Source organism: Nonomuraea cypriaca (assembly GCF_015645445.1).
GTDB lineage: Bacteria > Actinomycetota > Actinomycetes > Streptosporangiales > Streptosporangiaceae > Nonomuraea > Nonomuraea cypriaca.
Window position 1 is genome coordinate 1 of the sequence record NZ_JADOGI010000095.1, and the last position, 20888, is coordinate 20888.

General features: G+C 70.2%; 21 protein-coding genes and 1 pseudogene. 16 read left to right on the forward strand and 6 right to left on the reverse strand.

Going from position 1 to position 20888, the window contains the following annotated elements; all coding sequences use genetic code 11:
• Nucleotides 1-54 precede the first annotated feature (54 nt).
• Complete coding sequence (locus tag ITP53_RS28225; RefSeq protein ID WP_195898489.1) at nt 55-780, reverse strand: DUF2306 domain-containing protein; 726 nt, start codon at nt 778-780, stop codon at nt 55-57.
• 166 nt (nt 781-946) lie between these two features.
• Between ITP53_RS28225 and ITP53_RS28230 the strand changes: the two genes are divergently transcribed.
• From ITP53_RS28230 to whiA, 7 genes are all read left to right on the forward strand, one after another.
• Nucleotides 947-1360, forward strand: coding sequence for a Rieske (2Fe-2S) protein (locus ITP53_RS28230; RefSeq protein WP_195898490.1), 414 nt, complete (start codon nt 947-949; stop codon nt 1358-1360).
• 103 nt (nt 1361-1463) lie between these two features.
• The gene (locus ITP53_RS28235; protein WP_195898491.1) at nt 1464-1919 is read left to right on the forward strand and encodes a Rieske (2Fe-2S) protein; all 456 of its coding nucleotides are present in this window, start codon (nt 1464-1466) and stop codon (nt 1917-1919) included.
• A 46-nt stretch (nt 1920-1965) separates the two neighbouring features.
• The gene (locus ITP53_RS28240; protein ID WP_195898492.1) at nt 1966-2439 is read left to right on the forward strand and encodes a Rieske (2Fe-2S) protein; all 474 of its coding nucleotides are present in this window, start codon (nt 1966-1968) and stop codon (nt 2437-2439) included.
• Nucleotides 2440-2578: 139 nt separating this feature from the next.
• Nucleotides 2579-4507 (forward strand): excinuclease ABC subunit UvrC, encoded by a 1929-nt coding sequence (uvrC, locus tag ITP53_RS28245; protein WP_328816007.1) that lies wholly within the window; start codon nt 2579-2581, stop codon nt 4505-4507.
• Nucleotides 4508-4752: 245 nt separating this feature from the next.
• The gene (gene rapZ, locus ITP53_RS28250; RefSeq protein ID WP_195898493.1) at nt 4753-5619 is read left to right on the forward strand and encodes an RNase adapter RapZ; all 867 of its coding nucleotides are present in this window, start codon (nt 4753-4755) and stop codon (nt 5617-5619) included.
• A gap of 86 nt (nt 5620-5705) precedes the next feature.
• Nucleotides 5706-6623: a gluconeogenesis factor YvcK family protein gene (locus ITP53_RS28255; RefSeq protein WP_195898520.1), complete on the forward strand. Its 918-nt coding sequence runs from the start codon at nt 5706-5708 to the stop codon at nt 6621-6623.
• Nucleotides 6624-6696: 73 nt separating this feature from the next.
• Entirely contained in the window at nt 6697-7677 is a 981-nt protein-coding gene (whiA, locus tag ITP53_RS28260; protein WP_043628190.1) for a DNA-binding protein WhiA, read from the forward strand.
• A 343-nt stretch (nt 7678-8020) separates the two neighbouring features.
• On the opposite strand, the gene ITP53_RS28265 is transcribed toward whiA, so the two are convergent.
• Complete coding sequence (locus tag ITP53_RS28265) at nt 8021-8605, reverse strand: hypothetical protein (RefSeq protein WP_195898494.1); 585 nt, start codon at nt 8603-8605, stop codon at nt 8021-8023.
• A gap of 183 nt (nt 8606-8788) precedes the next feature.
• Here ITP53_RS28265 and gap point away from each other — a divergent pair, with 183 nt between their 5' ends.
• The 5 genes from gap (at nt 8789) to ITP53_RS28290 (ending at nt 12839) form a co-directional block, all read left to right on the forward strand.
• Complete coding sequence (gap, locus tag ITP53_RS28270; protein WP_195898495.1) at nt 8789-9793, forward strand: type I glyceraldehyde-3-phosphate dehydrogenase; 1005 nt, start codon at nt 8789-8791, stop codon at nt 9791-9793.
• A gap of 271 nt (nt 9794-10064) precedes the next feature.
• A complete protein-coding gene (locus ITP53_RS28275) occupies nt 10065-11252 on the forward strand; it encodes a phosphoglycerate kinase (protein WP_328816013.1) in 1188 nt (395 codons plus the stop codon).
• Between the two features lie 56 nt (nt 11253-11308).
• Nucleotides 11309-12091 (forward strand): triose-phosphate isomerase, encoded by a 783-nt coding sequence (gene tpiA / locus ITP53_RS28280; RefSeq protein ID WP_195898497.1) that lies wholly within the window; start codon nt 11309-11311, stop codon nt 12089-12091.
• A gap of 99 nt (nt 12092-12190) precedes the next feature.
• Nucleotides 12191-12421 carry a preprotein translocase subunit SecG gene (secG, locus tag ITP53_RS28285; protein ID WP_195898498.1) on the forward strand — a complete coding sequence of 77 codons (231 nt, stop codon included), beginning with the start codon at nt 12191-12193 and terminating at the stop codon, nt 12419-12421.
• Nucleotides 12422-12494: 73 nt separating this feature from the next.
• A complete protein-coding gene (locus tag ITP53_RS28290) occupies nt 12495-12839 on the forward strand; it encodes an RNA polymerase-binding protein RbpA (protein WP_103961760.1) in 345 nt (114 codons plus the stop codon).
• A gap of 90 nt (nt 12840-12929) precedes the next feature.
• On the opposite strand, the gene ITP53_RS28295 is transcribed toward ITP53_RS28290, so the two are convergent.
• On the reverse strand, nt 12930-14531 hold the full coding sequence (locus ITP53_RS28295; RefSeq protein ID WP_195898499.1) for an amidohydrolase: 1602 nt from the start codon (nt 14529-14531) through the stop codon (nt 12930-12932).
• A gap of 60 nt (nt 14532-14591) precedes the next feature.
• Nucleotides 14592-15968 (reverse strand): NAD(P)/FAD-dependent oxidoreductase, encoded by a 1377-nt coding sequence (locus tag ITP53_RS28300; protein ID WP_195898500.1) that lies wholly within the window; start codon nt 15966-15968, stop codon nt 14592-14594.
• Nucleotides 15969-16076: 108 nt separating this feature from the next.
• Here ITP53_RS28300 and ITP53_RS28305 point away from each other — a divergent pair, with 108 nt between their 5' ends.
• On the forward strand, nt 16077-17099 hold the full coding sequence (locus ITP53_RS28305; protein ID WP_195898501.1) for a GNAT family N-acetyltransferase: 1023 nt from the start codon (nt 16077-16079) through the stop codon (nt 17097-17099).
• Nucleotides 17100-17318: 219 nt separating this feature from the next.
• Here the strand turns inward: ITP53_RS28305 and ITP53_RS28310 are convergent.
• Nucleotides 17319-17690, reverse strand: a pseudogene (locus ITP53_RS28310) (Clp protease N-terminal domain-containing protein); the annotation flags it as partial.
• Between the two features lie 74 nt (nt 17691-17764).
• On the opposite strand from ITP53_RS28310, the gene ITP53_RS28315 reads away from it, so the two are divergent.
• From ITP53_RS28315 to ITP53_RS28325, 3 genes are read left to right on the forward strand one after another with little or no spacing between them, the layout of a single operon-like run.
• A complete protein-coding gene (locus ITP53_RS28315; protein ID WP_195898503.1) occupies nt 17765-18529 on the forward strand; it encodes a hypothetical protein in 765 nt (254 codons plus the stop codon).
• Nucleotides 18530-18567: 38 nt separating this feature from the next.
• Nucleotides 18568-19434 carry an oxidoreductase gene (locus ITP53_RS28320; protein WP_328816019.1) on the forward strand — a complete coding sequence of 289 codons (867 nt, stop codon included), beginning with the start codon at nt 18568-18570 and terminating at the stop codon, nt 19432-19434.
• Nucleotides 19435-19445: 11 nt separating this feature from the next.
• On the forward strand, nt 19446-20030 hold the full coding sequence (locus tag ITP53_RS28325) for a TetR/AcrR family transcriptional regulator (protein WP_195898505.1): 585 nt from the start codon (nt 19446-19448) through the stop codon (nt 20028-20030).
• Nucleotides 20031-20071: 41 nt separating this feature from the next.
• Here ITP53_RS28325 and ITP53_RS28330 read toward each other — a convergent pair whose 3' ends face one another.
• Nucleotides 20072-20818 carry a class I SAM-dependent methyltransferase gene (locus tag ITP53_RS28330; protein ID WP_195898506.1) on the reverse strand — a complete coding sequence of 249 codons (747 nt, stop codon included), beginning with the start codon at nt 20816-20818 and terminating at the stop codon, nt 20072-20074.
• Nucleotides 20819-20888: the final 70 nt, after the last annotated feature.

The window sequence follows — 20888 nt, forward strand, 5'->3', positions numbered from 1 at the left end:
GTGGACGGAGCAGGCGCAGCGACGCGGTGCGGGCCTCGGGCGGGCGGCGCCGGGTCAGCGGCTGGAGCGGGGGCGGCGGCGCTTGGCGGCGTCGCGCCGCTCCAGCCACCACTCGGCCAGCAGCAGCGGCAGGACCCAGCCCAGCCAGGCGCCCATGGCCGACACCGTGCTCGCCAGCAGGGCCTCGTCGCCGTGGAACGTCGTGTCCAACTGCGGCGAGAGCAGGATGGTGAACACCGCGCCCCAGAGGCGGTTGGTCATGATGGACATGGTCAGGGCGAAGCTGCGCACCATCCACCGGCGATGATCGACGAACCTGCGCTGCCTGGCCATCCGCCAGCCGGCCAGCGTGCAACCCAGCCACAGGAGGGCCAACAGGACGTTGCTGGCCATCGTGACGGGGCCGAAGGGGGTGGCGATGCCTGCCACCAGGCCCAGCAGGCCGCCGGGGAGGCAGCCGCCGAAGACGTACACGCGGCCGATCAGGCGGTGCGCCCTCGGATGACGCTGCCTGAACCACGGCCAGATCTGCAGGCAGCACGTGATCATCGCGATGGACCTGAAGACGACGTGCGAGGACAGCACCACGAAGTGCGGCGGGAAGAAGTCCGGGGCAGGCACCCGCGACCGGCTCGGGTCCATGGACACGTAGGCCGGCAGGGAGAACGCGACGAACGCGACCGCCACCACCGCCAGCGGCGCCACCCAGGGACGGCGCCACCAGCGAGGCCGGGACGGCTTGGACGGGGCTGCGGGCGGCCGTGCCGCGGAAAGAGTCATCGACGCCACGCTGCGCGTCGCCGCTGACCGCGGGCTTACCACCCGCTGACCGGACCGAGGGGTGCCGCCCATAAAATCGGACTCATGGTAACGGCCTGACCTGCCGGAGGTCAGCGCGCCGGGGGAGGGTCGGCAATTCATGACGGTTACGGAGCGGGGGTCAGCCATGCCCGGAAACGGGTCCACCGATGGGGTGGGACGGCGTGAGGCGCTGGGGGCGGCCGGGATCGCGGCGTGCGGACTGGCGCTCGCGGGATGCGGCGCGAGCGAGACGAAGGCGCCCGGCATCAAGGGCAAGGTCATCGCCAAGACGGCCGACGTGCCCGTGGGCGGTGGCCTGCTGGTCGAGGACATGAAAGTCGTGGTGACGCAGCCCGCGCAGGGCGTCTACAAGGCGTTCAGCTCGATCTGCACGCACAAGGGTTGCGCGGTAGGCACGCCGAAGGACAACACCATCAGGTGCGCCTGCCACGGCAGCGAGTTCGCCGCCGACAGCGGCGCGGCGACCAAGGGCCCGGCCACCGCCCCGCTGGCCTCCTTCCAGGTCAGGGTCGAGGGCGACGGCATCGTGGTGGTGTGAACAGGTAATTGTGCGTAGTCACCGGGATTTGGCTCAGCCAGGCTGAACCGGCGCGAGGGCGCTGGCCGTACCTGAAGTTGAAACGATCCTGGGAGGACGCACCATGACGGAAACGACGCGCCGGACGCTGGTCGTCAGTGCTGGAGGCGCCGGACTGGCGGCGGTTCTGACGGCGTGCGCGAGCTACGGTTCGCCGACGTCGGAGGCGAACGCGGCGCCGCAGAATGAGGAACCGTCGTCCGACGCCCCGAAGAAGAAGAGCGCGAAGAAGCCCAAGGCGCTGGCCGACACCAGCGACATCCCGTCGGGCGGCGGCAGGGTGTTCGAGGGCCAGAAGGTCGTCGTCACCCAGCCGGTGGAGGGCGAGTTCAAGGCGTTCACCGCCGTCTGCACGCACAGTGGGTGCACGGTCGCCAGCGTCTCGAACGGGGCGATCAACTGTCCGTGCCATGGCAGCAAGTTCAAGATCGAGGACGGCTCGGTCGCGAACGGTCCCGCGAGCGACCCGCTCGAGGAGAAGGAGATCGAGGTCGACGGCGGCAAGATCAGGCTGATTTAGTGTTTATCTCATGGATTTCTCACCCACGTACGATTGGGTGAGCCGCATGGATGATGACCTTCGAAGCCGCCGGACAGTGTTCGCGACCGTTGGGGCGGGTGGCCTGGCCCTGACGCTCACGGCCTGCGGCGGCAGTACCGACACCGCACAGCCCGCCGGCACCGCCGGATCGAGCGCACCGGAGTCCAGCGCACCGGAGTCGAGCGCGCCGGAGTCGAGTGCGCCGCAGGCCGGTGGCGCGCTGGGCAGCACCGCCGACGTCCCCGTCGGCGGCGGCATGGTCTTCAAGGATCAGAAGATCGTGGTCACACAGCCCACGTCGGGCGAGTTCAAGGCGTTCAGCGCCGTCTGCACGCACAAGGGGTGCACGGTGGGCGACGTCGCCGACGGGACGATCAACTGTCCGTGCCACGGCAGCAAGTTCGGCATCGCCGACGGCGCGGTGGCCGGCGGGCCCGCCGAGAAGCCGCTGCCGGAGCAGCAGATCACGGTCGAGGGCGACCAGATCATGCTCGCGTAGTGATGGGGCTCGTCAGGCCGGTGGACGTGGTGTTCGCCGGGACTGCCGTGATGCCTGTTGTGACAGGGTGAGGACCCCGTCGTGCCCGGTGCAAGGCGCGGCGGGCCACCTTGTCGGTGCGGGCTACTAGGCTTTGAATGTGGCGAGATCAGCGGGCAGCACCTTGAGTTTCCGGCCCAAGCCGGGATCGATCCCCGATTCCCCCGGGGTCTACCGGTTCAGGGACGCGCACGGCCGGGTGATCTACGTGGGCAAGGCGAAGAGCCTGCGTCAGCGGCTCAACTCGTACTTCGCCGACTTCTCCGCGCTTCACCCGCGCACGCAGTCGATGCTGACCACGGCCGCCGACGTCGACTGGACCGTCGTCGGCACCGAGGTCGAGGCGCTGCAGCTCGAATACTCCTGGATCAAGGAGTTCGACCCGCGCTTCAACGTGAAATACCGCGACGACAAGTCCTATCCCTATCTCGCGGTCACCATGGGGGAGGACTTCCCGCGCGTGCAGGTCATGCGCGGGGCCAAGCGCAAGGGCACCCGCTATTTCGGGCCCTACTCGCACGCTTGGGCCATTCGTGAGACGGTCGACCTGCTGCTGCGGGTCTTCCCCGTACGCACGTGCAGCGCGGGGGTGTTCAAGCGGGCCGGGCAGATCGGCCGCCCCTGCCTGCTCGGCTACATCGACAAGTGCTCGGCGCCCTGCGTCGGCCGGGTCACCCCGGAGGAGCACCGCGACCTGGCCGAAGACTTCTGCGACTTCATGGCGGGCAACTCCAGCCGGTTCATCAAACGGCTGGAGAAGGACATGCGCGACGCGGCCGGTGAGCAGGAATACGAGCGGGCGGCCCGGCTGCGCGACGACATCCAGGCGCTCCAGCGCGCCCTGGAGAAGCAGGCGGTCGTGCTCGGGGACGCCACCGACGCCGACGTGATCGCGCTGGCCGAGGATCCGCTCGAAGCCGCCGTGCAGGTCTTCTACGTGCGCGGCGGCCGCATCCGCGGCCAGCGCGGGTGGGTGGTCGACAAGATCGAGGAGACCACGCCGGGCCAGCTGGTCGAGCAGTTCCTGCTGCAGATGTACGCCGAGGCGGGCGCCGAGTCGATGCCGCGCGAGGTGCTCGTGCCCGCGCTGCCGCCCGACAACGACGCCGTCATCGAACTGCTGTCGGAGCAGCGGCGCGCCCGCGTCGAGGTCCGCGTGCCGCAGCGCGGCGACAAGCGCTCGCTGATGGAGACCGTCGAGCGCAACGCCAAGGAGTCGCTCGCGCAGCACAAGGTCCGCAGGGCGAGCGACCTGACCACGCGGAGCAAGGCGTTGCAGGAGATCGCCGACGCGCTGGAGCTCGATCAGGCGCCGCTGCGCATCGAGTGCTACGACGTCTCCCACCTGCAGGGCGAAAACGTCGTGGCGTCGATGGTGGTGTTCGAGGACGGCCTGGCGCGCAAGAGCGAATACCGGCGCTTCGCCGTCAAGACCAAGGAAGGCGACGTCGCCTCGATCCACGAGGTGATCCTCCGGCGGTTCCGCCGTTACCTGGAGGAACGCTCGGCCACCGGCGAGCTGGCACCCGACGACGAGGACGGCCACGGACCCATCGACCCCGAGACCGGCAAGCCGCGCAAGTTCGCCTACCCGCCCAACCTGGTCGTGGTCGACGGCGCGGGGCCGCAGGCGGCGGCCGCTCAGCGGGCGCTCGACGAACTCGGCGTCGACGACGTGGCCGTGTGCGGGCTGGCCAAGCGGCTGGAGGAGGTGTGGTTGCCCGGCGACGACCAGCCGGTGATCATGTCCAGGTCGAGCGAAGGCCTCTACCTGCTGCAGCGCGTGCGGGACGAGGCACACAGGTTCGCCATCACCTACCATCGTTCCAAGAGGTCGAAGACGGTGAAGGAGAGCGCGCTCGACGGCGTTCCCGGGCTCGGCCCGGCACGCAGGCAGGCGCTGCTCAAGCACTTCGGCTCGGTGAAGAAGCTGCGCGCGGCCACGTCCGCCGAGATCTGCGAGGTGCCCGGCATCGGCCCGTCCCTCGCCGAGACCATCGTGTCCACGCTCAAGGGGGACTCGCCGTGACCTCGCCAGGAGCGTTGTTCGCTCGCGGCGGCATGGGCGGGTCGCGCCTGGCGGCTCGGCTATGGTGGGTGGTGCCGCGATGACCAGGCGGAGTCCGCGGGGCGGCGGCCGTGCCCGGGTGGCATGGCGGGTGATCAACCGGCGTCTCGAGTGCGTCGCCGGCGGATGGCACCGGCCGGAGAGGGCGTTGAGATGAGCATCCGTGGGGCGGCACCGGTGCCCATGGTGATGGACGGAGTGAGACGATGAGCACCGACCCGGCGTTCGTCATCGTCACCGGCATGTCCGGGGCGGGGCGCAGCACCGCGGCCAAAGCGCTCGAGGACCTGGGCTGGTTCGTCATCGACAACCTGCCGCCCGGGCTGCTGTTCGCGATGGCGGAAGAGGCGGGCAAGGTCAAGCTGGCCGCGGACAAGGTAGCGGCCGTCGTCGACGTGCGCAGCCTGGCCTTCACCACCGACCTCAACGCGGCCATCGAGGAGCTCGAAGGGCGCGGCGTGCGGGTGCGGGTGGTGTTTCTCGAGGCCAGTGACGAGGAGCTGGTACGCAGGTTCGAAAACGTCCGCAGGCCGCATCCGCTGCAGGGCGAAGGGCGGCTGGTCGACGGGATCACCCGCGAGCGGGGCATCCTGCGCGAGGTCAGGGCCAACGCCGACCTGGTGATCGACACCTCCTCGCACAACGTCCACGACCTGCGTGGCAAGATCGTCGCGTACTTCGGCGGGGAGGACCGGCCGGGGCTGCGGCTCAACGTGGTGTCGTTCGGATTCAAGTACGGACTGCCGGTCGACGCCGACCTCGTCGTCGACTGCCGGTTCCTGCCCAACCCCCACTGGGTGCCCGAGCTGCGGCCGATGAACGGGCTCGACACCGCCGTCCGCGACTACGTGCTGGGTCAGCCGGGGGCCAAGGAGTTCCTCGACGCGTACGAAGAGGTCCTGCAGGTGGTCGCCGCCGGGTATGCGCGCGAGGGCAAGAGCTACGCCACGCTGGCGGTGGGCTGCACGGGCGGCAAGCACCGCAGCGTGGCCATGGCCGAGCAGGTCGCCGCCCGCCTGCGCGACCGCGGGATGGAGGTCCAGGTGAGCCACCGGGATGTGGGGCGGGAGTGACCGATGAGGGCTTCGACGCAGGCGCCACCTACCTGAGTGACGGGCCGTTCGCCGTCAGCGGGACGCACCCCGGATTCGGGCCGCGTGTGGTCGCGCTGGGCGGCGGGCACGGGCTGTTCGCGTCCCTGTCGGCCTTACGGGTCGTCACCGACCGGCTGACCGCCGTGGTGACCGTCGCCGACGACGGCGGGTCCAGCGGACGGCTGCGCCGCGAGCTCGGCGTGCTGCCTCCCGGCGACCTGCGGATGGCGCTGGCCGCGCTGTGCGGCGACGACGAGTGGGGCAGCACCTGGAGCGAGGTCGTGCAGCACCGTTTCCGCAGCGAGGGCGAGCTGCACGGGCACGCCGTCGGCAACCTGCTGATCGTGGCGCTGTGGGAGTTGCTCGGCGACCCCGTGGCCGGGCTCGACTGGGTCGGCCGGCTGCTGGGCGCGCACGGCAGAGTGCTGCCGATGGCCTCGGTGCCGCTCGACATCGTCGCCGAGGTGGAGCTGGACGGCGTCGTCTCGACCGTACGCGGGCAGGTGGCGTGCGCCCTGACGCCCGGCCGGGTGCAGGCGATCTCCCTGGTGCCAGAAGACCCGCCGGCGCGGCCCGAGGCGGTCGCGGCGGTGCGGGAGGCCGACTGGGTGGTGTTCGGGCCGGGATCATGGTTCACCAGCGTGTTGCCGCATCTCAAGGTGCCCGAGTTGGCCAGGGCGCTGCACGAGACCAGGGCCAGGCGGCTGGTCACGCTCAATCTGGCGCCCCAGCCGGGCGAGACCGACGACTTCTCCCCCCAGCAGCATCTGGAGGTGCTCAGGCAGCACGCTCCCGATCTGTCGATCGACGTCGTACTCGCCGACACCGGGATCGTCGACGACCCCGGCGCGCTGGAGAAGGCCGCCGCCGCGCTCGGCGCGCGGCTTGTCATGGCCGACGTGGCGGCCGGTGACGGCTCGCCGAAGCATGACCCACGACGTCTTGCCTCGGTCCTGGACGAGATTTTCCTCCAGAAGCGTTGATCCTGGTCGGCGCGGTGCGAAGGTGCGAGAGACTGACGGGAGCCGGTCTGAATGGGGGAGAGGACTCACGCTTATGGCGATGACAGGTGTGGTGAAGGACGAATTGAGCCGCCTGCCGGTGCTGAAGCCGTGCTGCCGCAAGGCGGAGGTTTCCACGCTGCTGCGGTTCGCCAGCGGCCTGCACCTGGTGGGCGGGCGCATCGTGATCGAGGCGGAGCTCGACACCAACGCCACCGCACGGCGGCTGATCAAGGACATCGGAGAGGTGTTCGGCCACAAGGCCGAGGTGCTCGTACTCGCGCCCGCCGGGCTGCGCAAGGGCTCGCGCTACGTGGTGCGCGTCTACCGCGACGGTGAGGCGCTGGCCCGGCAGACGGGTCTCATCGACAACCACGGCCGCCCGGTGCGCGGCCTGCCCCGTCAGGTGGTGGCGGGCGCCTCCTGCGACGCCGAGGCCGCCTGGCGCGGCGCCTTCCTGGCGCACGGCTCGCTGACCGAGCCGGGGCGCTCGATGTCGCTCGAGGTCACCTGCCCGGGGCCGGAGGCGGCACTGGCGCTCGTCGGCTCGGCGCGGCGGCTGAAGATCCACGCCAAGGCGCGCGAGGTGCGCGGCGTGGACCGGGTCGTGGTGCGCGACGGCGACGCGATCAGCGCGCTGCTCACCCGGCTGGGGGCGCATGACAGCGTCCTGGCCTGGGAGGAGCGCCGGATGCGCCGCGAGGTGCGGGCCACCGCCAACCGGCTGGCCAACTTCGACGACGCCAACCTGCGGCGCTCCGCCCGTGCGGCGGTGGCGGCGGGGGCGCGGGTGCAGCGGGCGCTGGAGATCCTCGGGGACGAGGCGCCCGAGCATCTGGTGGTGGCCGGGCGGCTGCGGGTGGAGCACAAGCAGGCGTCGCTGGAGGAGTTGGGGCAGATCGCCGACCCGCCGCTGACCAAGGACGCGATCGCGGGGCGCATCCGGCGACTCCTGGCAATGGCCGACAAACGAGCCTCCGACCTGGGCATCCCCAATACCGAAGCGAACCTTACCGTCGACATGCTCGCCCCGTAGCCAGTGCTTTGCGTGGGTGGGGCCCGACGTGCTGGTGGGGTGGCTGTCTGTCGTCGGTGTTGCCCGGTGTGATGGGGGTCTTGATTTTTTACGCCGGCGCGGTGGGCCGCACGCGCCGACGTGGGGGGGCCGTCTGTCATGGCCGGTCGTGAAGGCTCACGGGCTGGTCGCCGTGACGACGCGCATCCTTGGCCGGGTCCGGGGTTTCCTGGCACTTGTTGAAGCGGTGTTCACTTGCCGGCCCGGTGTCGTCGTCCGAATCGTACGGGCGTCGGCGCCGGGTGCCGGCCATGGATGCTGGGTGGCCTTGTGGGTCGATCGTGCTAGGTGAGGTCCCTGTGGGTTAGCCGCGGGTGGGCTTGCGGGGGGTGAAGAGGTCGGCTGTGGGTTGCTGGGCGGGTTCGAATGGTGCGCGGTAGTCCGGGGTGTCCTCCTTTTCCGGTGACTTCGCGGGCTCCTCGCGGGCGCGGCGTACGCGGCGTACGCGCAGGGCGACCAGTACGAGTGCGGCCAGGGCGGCCACGCCTGTGGAGAGCCAGAGCGGCCAGGTTTGGTCGAAGCCCTGCGTGAGGATCGAGGACGCGGCCACGAAGATCCTCGGGAAGGCGCCGATCGCGTCCCCCGCGAACGCCATCCTGGACGCCGCCACGCCTCCGACGAAGCCCGCCGCGACGCCCCCGCCGCCGAGGATCGCCGCCATCAACGGCACCGTCAGGCCGCCTGGCCGTACGAGACTCACCGCCAGCGCGACCATCAGGCCGGTCACGAGGCCGAGAGCGGTGAGGAGCGGTATCCCGTCGCCGCTCCACATGACCGCCGGCAGGCGGTCCTGAAAGTAGATCGCCGAGCCGACGACGGTCGCGCCGACGAGCATGGCGACGACCCCGCTGATCAGGCCCGCGACCAGGCCCGACCGGTTATGTGACATCTCATCCCCCAGAAATGCACGGATTTACTCCGACGAGTCGGGCACTTTACTCGAACCTCGCAAAATGTGTCTCCGGAACGGCGATTCACAGTGCGGGGGCTGAAGTGGTCTAAACCAATTTGAGTCCGATAAGGTTCGTGGTTGAGGTTCCAGCCCGCCATCTGTTCGAGGAGATCGGTTCCCGTGAGCATTCGCGTAGGCGTCAACGGCTTCGGCCGCATCGGTCGCAACTTCTGGCGCGCCGTCGCCGCCAGTGGCAAGGACATCGAGATCGTCGCGGTCAACGACCTGACCGACAACGCGACGCTCGCGCACCTGCTGAAGTACGACAGCATCCTTGGCCGGCTGCCCTACGAGGTCAAGGCCACGAGCGACGAGATCACGGTCGACGGCAAGTCGATCAAGGTCTTCGCGGAGCGTGACCCGGGCAAGCTGCCGTGGGGTGAGCTCGGCGTCGATGTCGTGCTGGAGTCGACCGGGCTGTTCACCGACGCCACCAAGGCCAAGGTGCACGCCGACAACGGCGCGAAGAAGGTCATCATCTCCGCTCCGGCGAAGAACGAGGACGTCACGATCGTGATGGGCGTCAACGACACGGCCTACGACCCCGCCAGCCACACGATCATCTCCAACGCCTCCTGCACCACCAACTGCCTGGCGCCGATGGCCAAGGTCCTGCACGACACCTTCACCATCGAGAAGGGTCTGATGACCACCATCCACGCCTACACGCAGGACCAGAACCTGCAGGACGGCCCGCACAAGGACCTGCGCCGCGCCCGCGCCGCCGCGCTCAACGTGGTGCCCACCTCCACCGGCGCCGCCAAGGCCATCGGCCTGGTCCTGCCCGAGCTCAAGGGCAAGCTCGACGGCTTCGCCATGCGCGTGCCGATCCCCACGGGCTCGGCCACCGACCTGACCGTCGACCTCGGCCGGGACGTCACGGTGGACGAGGTCAACGCCGCGGTCAAGGCCGCCGCCGATGGCCCGCTCAAGGGCATCATCAGCTACACCGAGGACGAGATCGTCTCCTCCGACATCGTCACCGACCCCGCCTCCTGCATCTTCGACTCCGGTCTGACGAAGGTCATCGGCAACCAGGTCAAGGTCGTCGGCTGGTACGACAACGAGTGGGGCTACTCCAACCGCATCGCCGACCTGATCGAGCTGGTGGGCCGCGACCTCTGACCCCCGGCGCGGGCGCCACGGGTCCCGGGCATCATCCGGCGAAGTGCCGTCGCCAGGAGCGTTGCCACCGTAGCGACGCCCGAAGGCGGCGGCATTGTGGCGACCGAGCCGGCCTCACGGCGTGAGGCCATGGACAGGTGAGGGAGTGCCGTCGTCTGGAGGAGGAGCGCCGGGAGCGAAGCGACCAGAGCGACGGAGGAAGGCGGCGGCATTTGGCGACCGGGCCAGCCTCACGGAGTGAGGCCATGAATACTGCAACAGGAGCATGAGCATGCGCACGCTCGACGATCTCGATGTGAAGGGGCGGCGCGTGCTCGTGCGCGCCGACCTCAACGTTCCCCTCGACGGGGAGACGATCACCGACGACGGACGCATCCGCGCGTCGGTGCCGACCATCAAGGCGCTGACCGGCCGGGGCGCCAAGGTCGTGGTCTGCGCCCACCTGGGCCGGCCCAAGGGCCAGGTCAACCCGAAATACTCACTCAAGCCGGTGTCCGCGCGGCTCGGCGAGTTGCTCGGACAGGACGTGGCCTGCGCCGCCGACGTGGTGGGCGACAGTGCCGTGGCCGTGGTCGAGTCGCTCCAGGACGGCCAGGTGGCGCTGCTGGAGAACCTCCGCTACGAGCCGGGCGAGGAGTCCAAGGACGACGCCGAGCGGTCCGCGTTCGCGCAGAAGCTGGCCGGGCTGGCTGAGCTCTACGTGGGCGACGGCTTCGGCGCGGTGCACCGCAAGCACGCCAGCGTCTACGACGTGCCCAAGCTGCTGCCGCACGCGGCGGGCGGGCTCGTCGTGGCCGAGGTGGAGGTGCTGAGGACGCTGACGGAGAAGCCCGAGCGGCCCTACGTGGTCGTGCTGGGCGGCGCGAAGGTCTCCGACAAGCTCGGCGTCATCGCCAACCTGCTGACCAAGGTCGACCGGCTGCTGATCGGCGGCGGCATGACCTACACCTTCCTCAAGGCCCAGGGTCACGAGGTAGGCCGGTCGATGCTCCAGGAAGACCAGGTCGACCAGGTGCGGGGCTTCATCCAGGACGCGGCGGAGCGCGGCGTGGAGCTGGTGCTGCCGGTCGACGTGCTGGCCGCGACCCACTTCGACCCCGGCGCCGAGCACGAGGTGGTCGAGGCCACCGCGATCCCGGCCGACCGAGAGGGGCTCGACATCGGGCCCAGGACGCGCGAGTTGTTCGCCGCCAAGCTGGCGGATGCCCGTACGGTGTTCTGGAACGGGCCGATGGGCGTGTTCGAGTTCGACGCGTTCGCGGGCGGCACCAGGGCGGTGGCCGAGGCGCTGATCGGCTCCGGCGGCTACACCGTGGTGGGCGGTGGCGACTCGGGCGCCGCGATCAGGAAGTTCGGCCTGCCCGAGGATAGTTTTTCGCACATCTCCACCGGTGGCGGCGCCAGCCTCGAATATCTTGAGGGTAAGTCCCTCCCCGGACTCGCCGCCCTGGAGGAGTGAGTTGACGACATGGAGCGACCCCGGCGCGGCAATCGACGAGGAGCGGTGAGAAACCGATGACGACGCGTAAGCCGCTCATCGCGGGCAACTGGAAGATGAACCTCAACCACTTCGAGGCCATCAAGCTGGTCCAGCAGCTGGCCTTCGCGCTGGGCGACAAGGACTTCAACAAGGTCGACGTCGCCGTCCTGCCGCCGTTCACCGACCTGCGCAGCGTGCAGACGCTGATCGACGGCGACAAGCTCAGGATCGTGTACGGCGCCCAGGACCTGTCCCAGCACGACGGCGGCGCCTACACCGGCGACGTGTCCGGAGTCATGCTGGCCAAGCTCGGTTGCACCTATGTCACGGTCGGCCACTCCGAGCGGCGGCAGTATCACGGCGAGGACGAGGACCTGGTCAACGCCAAGGTCCAGGCCGCCTACCGGCACTCGCTGACCCCGATCCTCTGCCTGGGAGAGGGGCTCGCGGTGCGCCAAGAGGGTGGCCACATCGCGCACAGTCTCGGCCAACTCGACGGCGCCCTGCGCAAAATCACAGCGGAGCAGGCAAAATCGATAGTGGTGGCCTACGAACCGGTGTGGGCGATCGGCACCGGCGAGGTGGCCACCCCTGAGGACGCCCAGGAGGTCTGCGGAGCACTGCGAGTGAGACTCGCCGAGCTCTACGACCCCGAAGTGGCCTCTGCCGTCCGTATCCTTTACGGTGGCTCGGTCAAGTCAGGCAATATCGCAGGGATCATGGCTCAGCCGGATGTCGATGGCGCGCTCGTGGGCGGTGCCAGTATCAACGCCGGGGAGTTCACGAAGATCTGCCGTTTCTCCGATATGCCCGGCTAACTGAGTCGTTCTGGGGGTGCGACTTGACACCAGGCCGTACCCTCAAGAAGCAAGTCTGAATCGTCACGCGTAACAGAGCATTGAAGGAACAGGCATACCGTGGAACTCGGAATCTCTATCGCCCTCATCCTGGCGAGCCTTCTCATGATCCTGCTCGTCCTGCTCCACAAGGGCAAGGGTGGTGGCCTGTCTGACATGTTCGGCGGCGGATTCTCGTCGAACTTCGGTGGTTCCTCGGTGGTGGAGCGCAACCTCGACCGGCTGACCGTCATCACGGGCTCGATCTGGTTGGTCTGCATCATCGCTCTCGGGCTGCTCTTGAGGCCCTGAGCAACAAGTTAACGCGTGACAGTGATTCTCCCCCCGTGTCGTTACGCGGGGCGATCGAGCGAGGAGTTCATCCGTGGGTAGTGGCAACGCGATCCGTGGCAGCCGAGTCGGTGCCGGCCCTATGGGGGAGGCCGAGCGCGGCGAGGCAGCTCCGAGAGTGCGGGTCTCGTTCTGGTGCGCCAACATGCACGAGACGCGCCCCAGTTTCGCCAGCGATGCGGCGGTTCCTGAAACGTGGGACTGCCCACGTTGCGGCCTCCCAGCCGGACAGGACGAGGAGGCACCGCCTGCCCCGCCCAAGAACGAGCCGTACAAGACGCACCTTGCGTATGTGAAGGAGCGCAGGAGCGACAAGGACGGCAAGGCGATCCTCGAGGAGGCACTGGAGCGCCTGCGCAACAACAAGTCCCCCTGGTAGTCGAGTCGGCGAGGGCCCCGGAGCTGCTGTCTCCGGGGCCCTTCGCCGTTCCCGCCCTCGGTCAGCCTGTGCTGGAGCGGCGGTGGGGGCTCAGTGGGTCTCGTGGACGGGGAGGCCGTCCACGAAGGTCATGCGGACCCGTGTGGTCCAGATCTCGGCCGGCGGGAGGTCGAACGGGTCGCGGTCCAGGACCACCAGGTCCGCGGGCCGGCCCGGCTCGATGGCGCCGGCCGGGGAACGGTTGATCCAGGCCGAGCCCGACGTGTACGCCGTCATGGCCGTGGCCAGGTCGATGCGCTGCCCGGGAAGGAACGGCGTCCGCGCGGTCGGGTAGCCGGCGTGGACCGAGCCGCCCGGCTCGGTGCGGTTGACCGCCACGTGCATGCCCTGCAGCGGGTCGGGATCCGAGACCGGCCAGTCGCTGCCCGCGCAGCACCGCGTGCCGTGCGCCAGCAGGTCAGCGAACGGATACTGCCACGACGAGCGCCGCTCTCCCAGGTACGGCAGCGTCAGCTCGTCCATCTGCGCGTGGTGCGTGGCCCACAGCGGCTGCAGGTTGGCCGTGACGCCCAGGGCGGCGAAGCGCGGCACGTCCGACGGCTCGATGATCTGCAGGTGGGCGATGTGGTGCCGGTTGGCAGGATCCGTGCCCTCCAGGCTGTCCAGGGCCTCGCGCACCGCCCGCTCGCCGATCGCGTGGAAGTGCACCTGGAAGCCGCGCCGGTCCAGCTCGGCGACGTACTCCCTGAGCTTGTACGGATCCACGTACGACAGGCCCGTGCCCCCGCACAGGCAGTACGGCTCCAGAGTGGCGGCCGTGAAGTTCTCGGTGATGCCGTCCTGCATGATCTTGACCGACGTGGCCGCGAACCGGTCCAGGCCCGCCGCCGTGGCCCGGCGCGCCACCAGGTCCTCGATCTGGTCGAGCCCCCGCGTCCTGTCCCACCACAGGGCGCCGGTCACGCGCGCCCGCAGCATGCCTGACCTGGCCGCCTCGACGTAGGTGGGCAGCTGGTCGTCGGAGCCCGCGTACGACCCCACGATGGCGTCCTGCCAGCCGGTGACGCCCAGCGAGAACAGGTGCCGCTGCGCGTCCGCCAGCGCGTCCAGGAGGTCCTGGGTGGTGGGGCGCGGGGTGAGCAGGCCGACGAGGTCCATCGCGCCCTCATGCAGGACGCCGGTCGGCTCGCCTGACGCGTCGCGCTCGATGCGGCCGTCGGCCGGGTCAGGGGTGTCCCTGGTGATGCCGGCCCGCTCCAGGGCCCGGCCGTTGACCCAGGCGGCGTGGTGGTCGCGCTGGATCAGGTAGACGGGACGGTCGAGGAAGTCGATCTGCTCGCGGTGCGGCAACCCGCCCGGGAATGCCGCCATGTCCCAGCCGCCGCCATCAATCCACTCTTTATCGCGATTTTTCGCGGCATAGTCATTGATCTTTGTTATGTACGCATCAAGCCCGAAGAGTTCGGACAAGTCGCACTTCGCGCGTTCCAGTCCCGCTTGGACCGGATGGATGTGCGCGTCGACGAACCCGGGCGTCAGCAGACCGCCGTCCAGGTCCACCGTCTCGTGGGCCGCGCGCGACAGCTCCCTCTCCGCGCCCACCGCGGCGATCAAGCCCTCCCGCACCAGCACGGCCGCGTCCACCACGCCCTCAGGCGCGAAGACGCGACCCCCTCGGAAGAGGATGTCCATGAGGTTCTCCCAGTCTAGGAATCGGGCTCCAATGATGGATGCGGTGATGGCGTCCCGTGTTCAGTGGCCGGTGATGAGGTCGGCGAAGCGGGCGAGGGCCGAGGTGCGCGGCATGGAGCGCTCGCGGTGGTCGGCCACCCGGTAGAGCCGGTACATCGTGTGCACCCCGAGCCACCGCAGCGGCTCGGGCTCCCAGGAGCGGACCTTGCGGCCCACCCACGGAAGCGACGTCAGCTCCGTCTCCTCGCCGAGGATCAGGTCGCGCAGGGTACGGCCCGCCAGGTTCGTGGTGGTGACCCCGTGGCCCGTGTAGCCGCCCGCCCAGCCCAGCCCGGTGGCGGGGTCCACGTGAACGGCCGAGCACCAGTCGCGCGGCACCCCCAGCACGCCCGACCAGGCGTGCGCGACCGAGGACGAGCGGGCGGCGGGGAAGAACTCGGTCAGCAGCCCCCACAGCGCCTCCACCGTCCACTCGTGGGTGTGGCCGCGGGCGTCGACGCGGGAGCCGTACAGGTAGGGGCGGCCGCGGCCGCCGAACGCGATGCGGTCGTCGGCGGTGCGCTGGGCGTAGATGTAGTAGTGGGCCATGTCGCCGAGCAGCTCGGCGTCATGCCAGCCCACCTCGTCCCAGAACGACTGGGGGAGGGGCTCGGTGATGATCATGGAGCTGTTCATGGGGAGCCACTGCCTGCGCAGGCCGGGCAGGCGGGCGGTGAAGCCCTCCGTGGCGCGGATCACGTGGCCCGCCGACACCGTGCCGTACGGGGTGACCGCGCGGTGCGGGGAGATCGCGGTCACCGGCGTGCGCTCGTAGATGGCCACGCCGAGGTCGCGTACGGTCCTGGCGAGGCCCTGGGCCAGCTTGGCCGGCTGGATGCGGGCGCAGTGCGGGCTCCAGGAGGCGGCCAGCGCCCCGGACACGCGTACGCGGCCCGCGGGGTCGACCAGGCGCAGGTCGGACTCCTCGATGCCCCAGGCGCGGGACGACGCGACGCTCTCGCGCAGCCTGACGGCCTGGGACGGGGTGCGGGCCACGTTCACGACGCCGCCCTTGACGAGGTCGCAGTCGATGGACTCCTTCTGGCAGACGGCGATGACCTCGTCGATCGAGGTGTACATCGCGCGTTGCAGGGACCGCGCGCCAGCGCCGTAGCGCTCGTGGGAGCCGGCCAGGTCGCCGGTGAGCCAGCCGCCGTTGCGCCCGGAGGCGCCGAACCCGGCGAACTCCTGCTCCAGCACCACCACCCGCAGGGAGGGGCGGGCCCGCTTGAGGTAGTACGCGGTCCACAGCCCGGTGTAACCGGCGCCGACGACGGCGACGTCCGCCTGGAGGTCGCCGTCGAGCCTGGGACCGGGGGCGGGCACGCCCGAGGATCGGTACCAGAAGGACACGTCGCCGTTCACAAACCTGGACGACAGGGGGACACGCACGTTCATAGTGACATATCCTCCTATATCGGCATAAGCAGCCGCATCCTACGACGAAATACGCGATGAAACACGTCGTTAGCGGTCGCGTAACAGCTGCCAGGCATGCTTGTGCGCATGGGATTCTTGCGCATCCGCACCACAGTGGACGAGCGACCCGGCCGGCTGGCCTCCCTCGCCGCGGCCCTGGCCGACAGGGGCGGCAACATCCTGGGCCTGAGCGTTCAGTCCGACACCGACGGCACCGTTGACGAGTTCGTGGCCGACATCCCCGCCAACCCCGAGACCGTGCGTGAGGCCCTGGAGGCGGCCGGCGGCCGCGAGGTCCAGGTGGTGCCCGCCACCGCCCACGAACTGACCGACGAGCCCACCAGGGCGCTGCTGCTGGCCTCCAGGTTGCGCACGATGCCCTGGCGACTGCCCGAACTGCTGGGCGAGCTGCTGCGCGCGGACGACGCCAGGTGGATCTATGGTGAGCCGGTGAGCGATCTTCCCGATCCGACCCTGCTCGTCGTGCCCGTGGCGCCCAGGCGCGCCGTCCGGCTGCGCCGCGCGGACCTGCCGTTCACGCTGACCGAGGCGGCCAGGGCGGCGGCGTTCGCCAGGCTCGCCCAGCCGGCGTCCGAGCAGAGCGGCGGCGAGCGCGCGGTCAAGCTGGCCGACGGGGCGGAGGTCATGGTCCGCCCGCTCACCTCGATCTACCGCGAGGCCGTACGCGACCTGCACGACCGGTGCTCGCCCGAGTCGCGCAGGTTCCGCTACTTCACCTCCATGCCCGCGCTGCCAGCGCGCATGTTCGACCGGCTGTGCGACAGGAGCAGGGGAAACTCGCTCGTAGCGGGGCACGACGGGCAAGTCGTTGGGCTGGCAAGTCTGATGTTCACGCCGGATCCCGGCATCGCGGAGATGGCCTTCCTGGTCGAGGATCGGTGGCAGGGGCGCGGTCTGGGTGCGGCGCTGGCCAGGACGCTGGTGCGCTCGGCGCGGGATCTCGGATACGCCGAGGTCAGGGCCACCATGCTGGCCGACAACATGAGGATGCGGCGGCTGCTGGTCTCCCTCGGCGCCACGCTCGCGTACACCGATGACCCAGGGGTGATGGAGGCCAGGCTGCCGGTCGGCGCGATGGTGTCAGCCTAGGCCCTCCTCGCCCTGCTCCCCGGCCTCGGGCCGCTCGGAGCGCGGCCGGATGCCCAGGTGCCGCTCGATGCGCTCCAGGCTCTCCTCGATGCGCGTGAGCCGCTCGCCCAGCACGGAGCCGCCGGCGAAGAACATCTCGCCGGCGCGCTCCTTGGAGCCGCGGCCCACCCGGTCGAGCAGGCGCTGGCGTACGTCGGCCAGGTCCGCGCCGCAGTCCACGAGCGCCTGGGCGGCCAGCCCCTCGCCCTCCCTGATCAGCCCGAGCAGGATGTGCTCGGTGCCGATGTAGTTGTGGCGCAGTTGCAGCGCCTCCCGCAGCGACAGCTCCAGGACCTTCTTGGCGCGCGGCGTGAACGGGATGTGCCCGCCGGGCGGCTTGGCGCCGTGGCCCACCTCACGATCGACGAAGGCGCGTACGTGCGCCAGTTCCACGCCGCAACTGTCGAGCACCAGCGCGGCCAGGCCCTCGCCCTCGTGGACGAGACCGAGCAGGATGTGCTCGGTGCCGATGTAGTCGTGGTTCATCGTCCGCGCCTCCTCCTGGGCGAGGACGACGACCCTGCGCGCGCGGTCGGTGAAGCGTTCGAACACCGGGGGGCCTCCGTTCGGCTGGGGCTGCCTCCACTATGCGCTACAAACTCGCGGATGTGGGGTATTTGTCCTGTGTGGATCTTGACGAGGTGGCCGGCCGCCTCTACGCGTTGCCGCCGTCCGAGTTCACCGCCGCCCGCGCGGCCGAGGCGCGCGCGGCCAAGGACGCGGGTGACGTACGCCTCTCGCGCGACATCGCGAAACTGCGCAAGCCGACGGTCTCCGCCTGGGCCGTCAACCGGATCGCCCGTGAGCACCCCGCTGAGCTGACCGAGCTCCTGGAGGTGGGGGAGCGGCTGCGCGCGGCCTGGCAGGAGCAGGACGCCGAAGCGCTCGCCGAGCTGACCCAGCGCCGCGGCGCGGTGACCGGCACGGTGAGCAGGCTCGCCAGGCAAGCAGGGGACCTGTCGCCGGCCGCGGCGGCCGAGGTGGACCAGACGCTGGACGCCGCGATCGTGGACGCCGAGGCCGCCGAGCAGGTGCGTCGCGGTGATCTGGTCAAGCCGCTCAGCTACAGCGGCTTCGCGCCCGCCCCCGCCACCCGCGAGCGCCCTCCCGCCCGGCGGAGGAAGACCCCCGAGGACGCGGCCGCCGCGGCCAGGGAACGCGAGGAGGCCGAGGCCAGGGGGGCCAGGGAGCGCCAGGAGGCGCAGGCCGCGTACGAGGAGTGGCGCCAGGCGCTCGAACAGGCCCAGAAGGAGCACGACGAGCGCGCGGAGAAGGTCTCCAGGCTGGAGGGGAAGCTGGCCAAGGCGCGAGGGAGGCTCGACGACAGCCGCCACCGCCTGGAGGTCGCCCGGCGTGAGGAAAGGCACGCGCGGCAGCGTCTCGAGCACTAGTGTGTACGAAACGGTTTCGTACACCTGAAGGGGCGATGATGAGCTGGACCCCTGACTCCATCCCCGATCTCACCGGCAGGACCGCCATCGTGACCGGCGCCGGCAGCGGCATCGGCCTGCCCACCGCGCTGGAGCTGGCCAGGCACGGCGCCCGCGTCGTCGTGGCCACGCGCTCGGCGGACAAGGGCGGGGCCGCGGTCGCGGAGATCCTGCGGGCCGTGCCAGGGGCGCGGGTCTCGTACGCGGCCCTCGACCTGGCCGACCTGGCCTCCGTCCGGCGGTTCGCGGCCGGCGTGGACGCGGTCGACCTGCTGATCAACAACGCGGGCGTCGCCCTGGTCCGCAGGCGCGAGACCAAGGACGGCTTCGAGGCCCAGTTCGGCACCAACCACCTGGGCCACTTCGCGCTCACCGGGCTGCTGCTGCCGCTGCTGCTCTCCAGCCCCGGCGCACGGGTGGTGACCGTGTCCAGCGACGCGCACGCGATGGGCCGGATCGACTTCGGCGACCTGGGCATGGAGCGCGGGTACGGCCCGATGCGCGCGTACGGACGGTCCAAGCTCGCCAACCTGCTCTTCACCCTGGAGCTCCAGCGACGCGCTGAGCGGGCCGGTGTGGGCCTGACCAGCGTCGCCACCCATCCAGGCATGACCGCCACGAACATCGTCAAGCTGGCGCCGCTACAGCCCCTCTTGGGCCTGTTCATGAAACCGGCCACGGCCGGGGCGCTGCCCTCCCTGTACGCCGCCACCTCGCCCGCCGTCCGCGGCGGCGAGTTCGTCGGCCCCGGGCTCAAGCCGCTCACGCCCTCGGAGACGGCCAGGTCGGAGGAGATCGCCAGGCGGCTGTGGGACGTGTCCACCGAGCTGACGGGCGTACGATTCGAGGAGTTCTCCTCCAGCTGAAGGACGTGCACGTGGCTCCACTCGACCCCGAGCGCGACAGGGCCATCCTCGACGCCACGATGGAGCTGCTGTCGGAGGTCGGCTACGACCGGATGTCGGTCGACCAGATCGCCAAGCGGGCCAGGGCCAGCAAGGCCACCATCTACCGGCGCTGGGCGGGCAAGCCGGAGCTGGTGGTGGACGTCATCTGCCGGCGCTTCGCCATGGAGGCGCCGCGCGGGGAGGACACCGGGTCGCTGCGCGGCGACCTGGCCTTCATCTTCCGCGGCCTGTGCGAGCTGGTCGAGCGCAAGCACACGCTGGTCATCGGGCTTTCCTCGACACTGGTGTCCAACCAGGAGCTGGCCCGCACGCTGCGGGCGCACATGCCGGCCGCCGACCTCGACGACCTGCGGGCGCTGCTGACGCGGGCGGTGGCGCGGGGCGAGCTGGCCGGGCCCGTGGACGCGGCGCGGCTGTTCGCGGTCGCCGAGGCGCTGGTCTGGCACCGCATGATCTTCACCGGCCCGCCGTTCGGCGACGCGTTCGTCGCGGAGTCCGTCGACGGGATCCTCCTCCCCCTGGCGCACACCTGGTCCGCGTCCACCCCGGCATAGCGCCGCACACGGCGGGGGCTGGGGGCGGTGGGTGCGGGTGGTCAGCGGGTGGCGTGGGCCAGGTACGCGCAGACGGGGAAACCCTCGTGCGCGTACGGCTGCGCCAGGCGGGTGTAGTGGGCCTTGATGCGCTCCACGGTCTCCTCCGGCTGGTCGGCGATCATCCTGAACCGGGGCCCGCCGGCCTGCACGATGTCCGTCCACCACGCGTCGAGGTCCACCTGGTGCCGCCACCGCACGGTGTCCACGGCCGCCTCACGGAATCCCGTCTCCCGCAGCAGCTCGGTGAAGCGCGCGGGGGTGTCGTTGGCGGTGAAGGGCCGGGGCGGCGGTTCGTACGGGATCCGGGCGGCGGCGATGGCGTCGGCGAAGACGTTGGTGGCGGTCATCTCGTCGGACTTCCACCAGGTCAGCGCGATCGTCCCGTCCGGACGCAGGACGCGGTGCAGCTCCTTGAGCGCGCCGGCCGTGTCAGGAACATGGTTGATGACGAAATTTCCGGCTATCGCGTCGAATTCCTCATCCTCGAACGGCAGGTCCGGGAGGCACGCCTGCCGGATCGTCGCGTACGGATGGCGGCGCGCGGCCACCTCCAGCATCACCGGATCGGCGTCCACGGCGGTGACCTCGGCGCCGAGGGCGAGCGCCGCCGCCGTCACCACGCCGGTGCCGCAGCCGACGTCGAGCAGCCGCGGGGCGCGGCTCCGGCGCGCCAGATCGAGTAAGGCGCCGACGGTGTGGGAGCTGAGGTGGGCGAAGCCTCGGTCGTACGCTTCGGCGTTGGTCACGGGGTCTAGCGTAGCCCAGAGACAGATCTTAACATCTTCGTGTGAAATTTCGGGAGAAAGTCTATTTTTT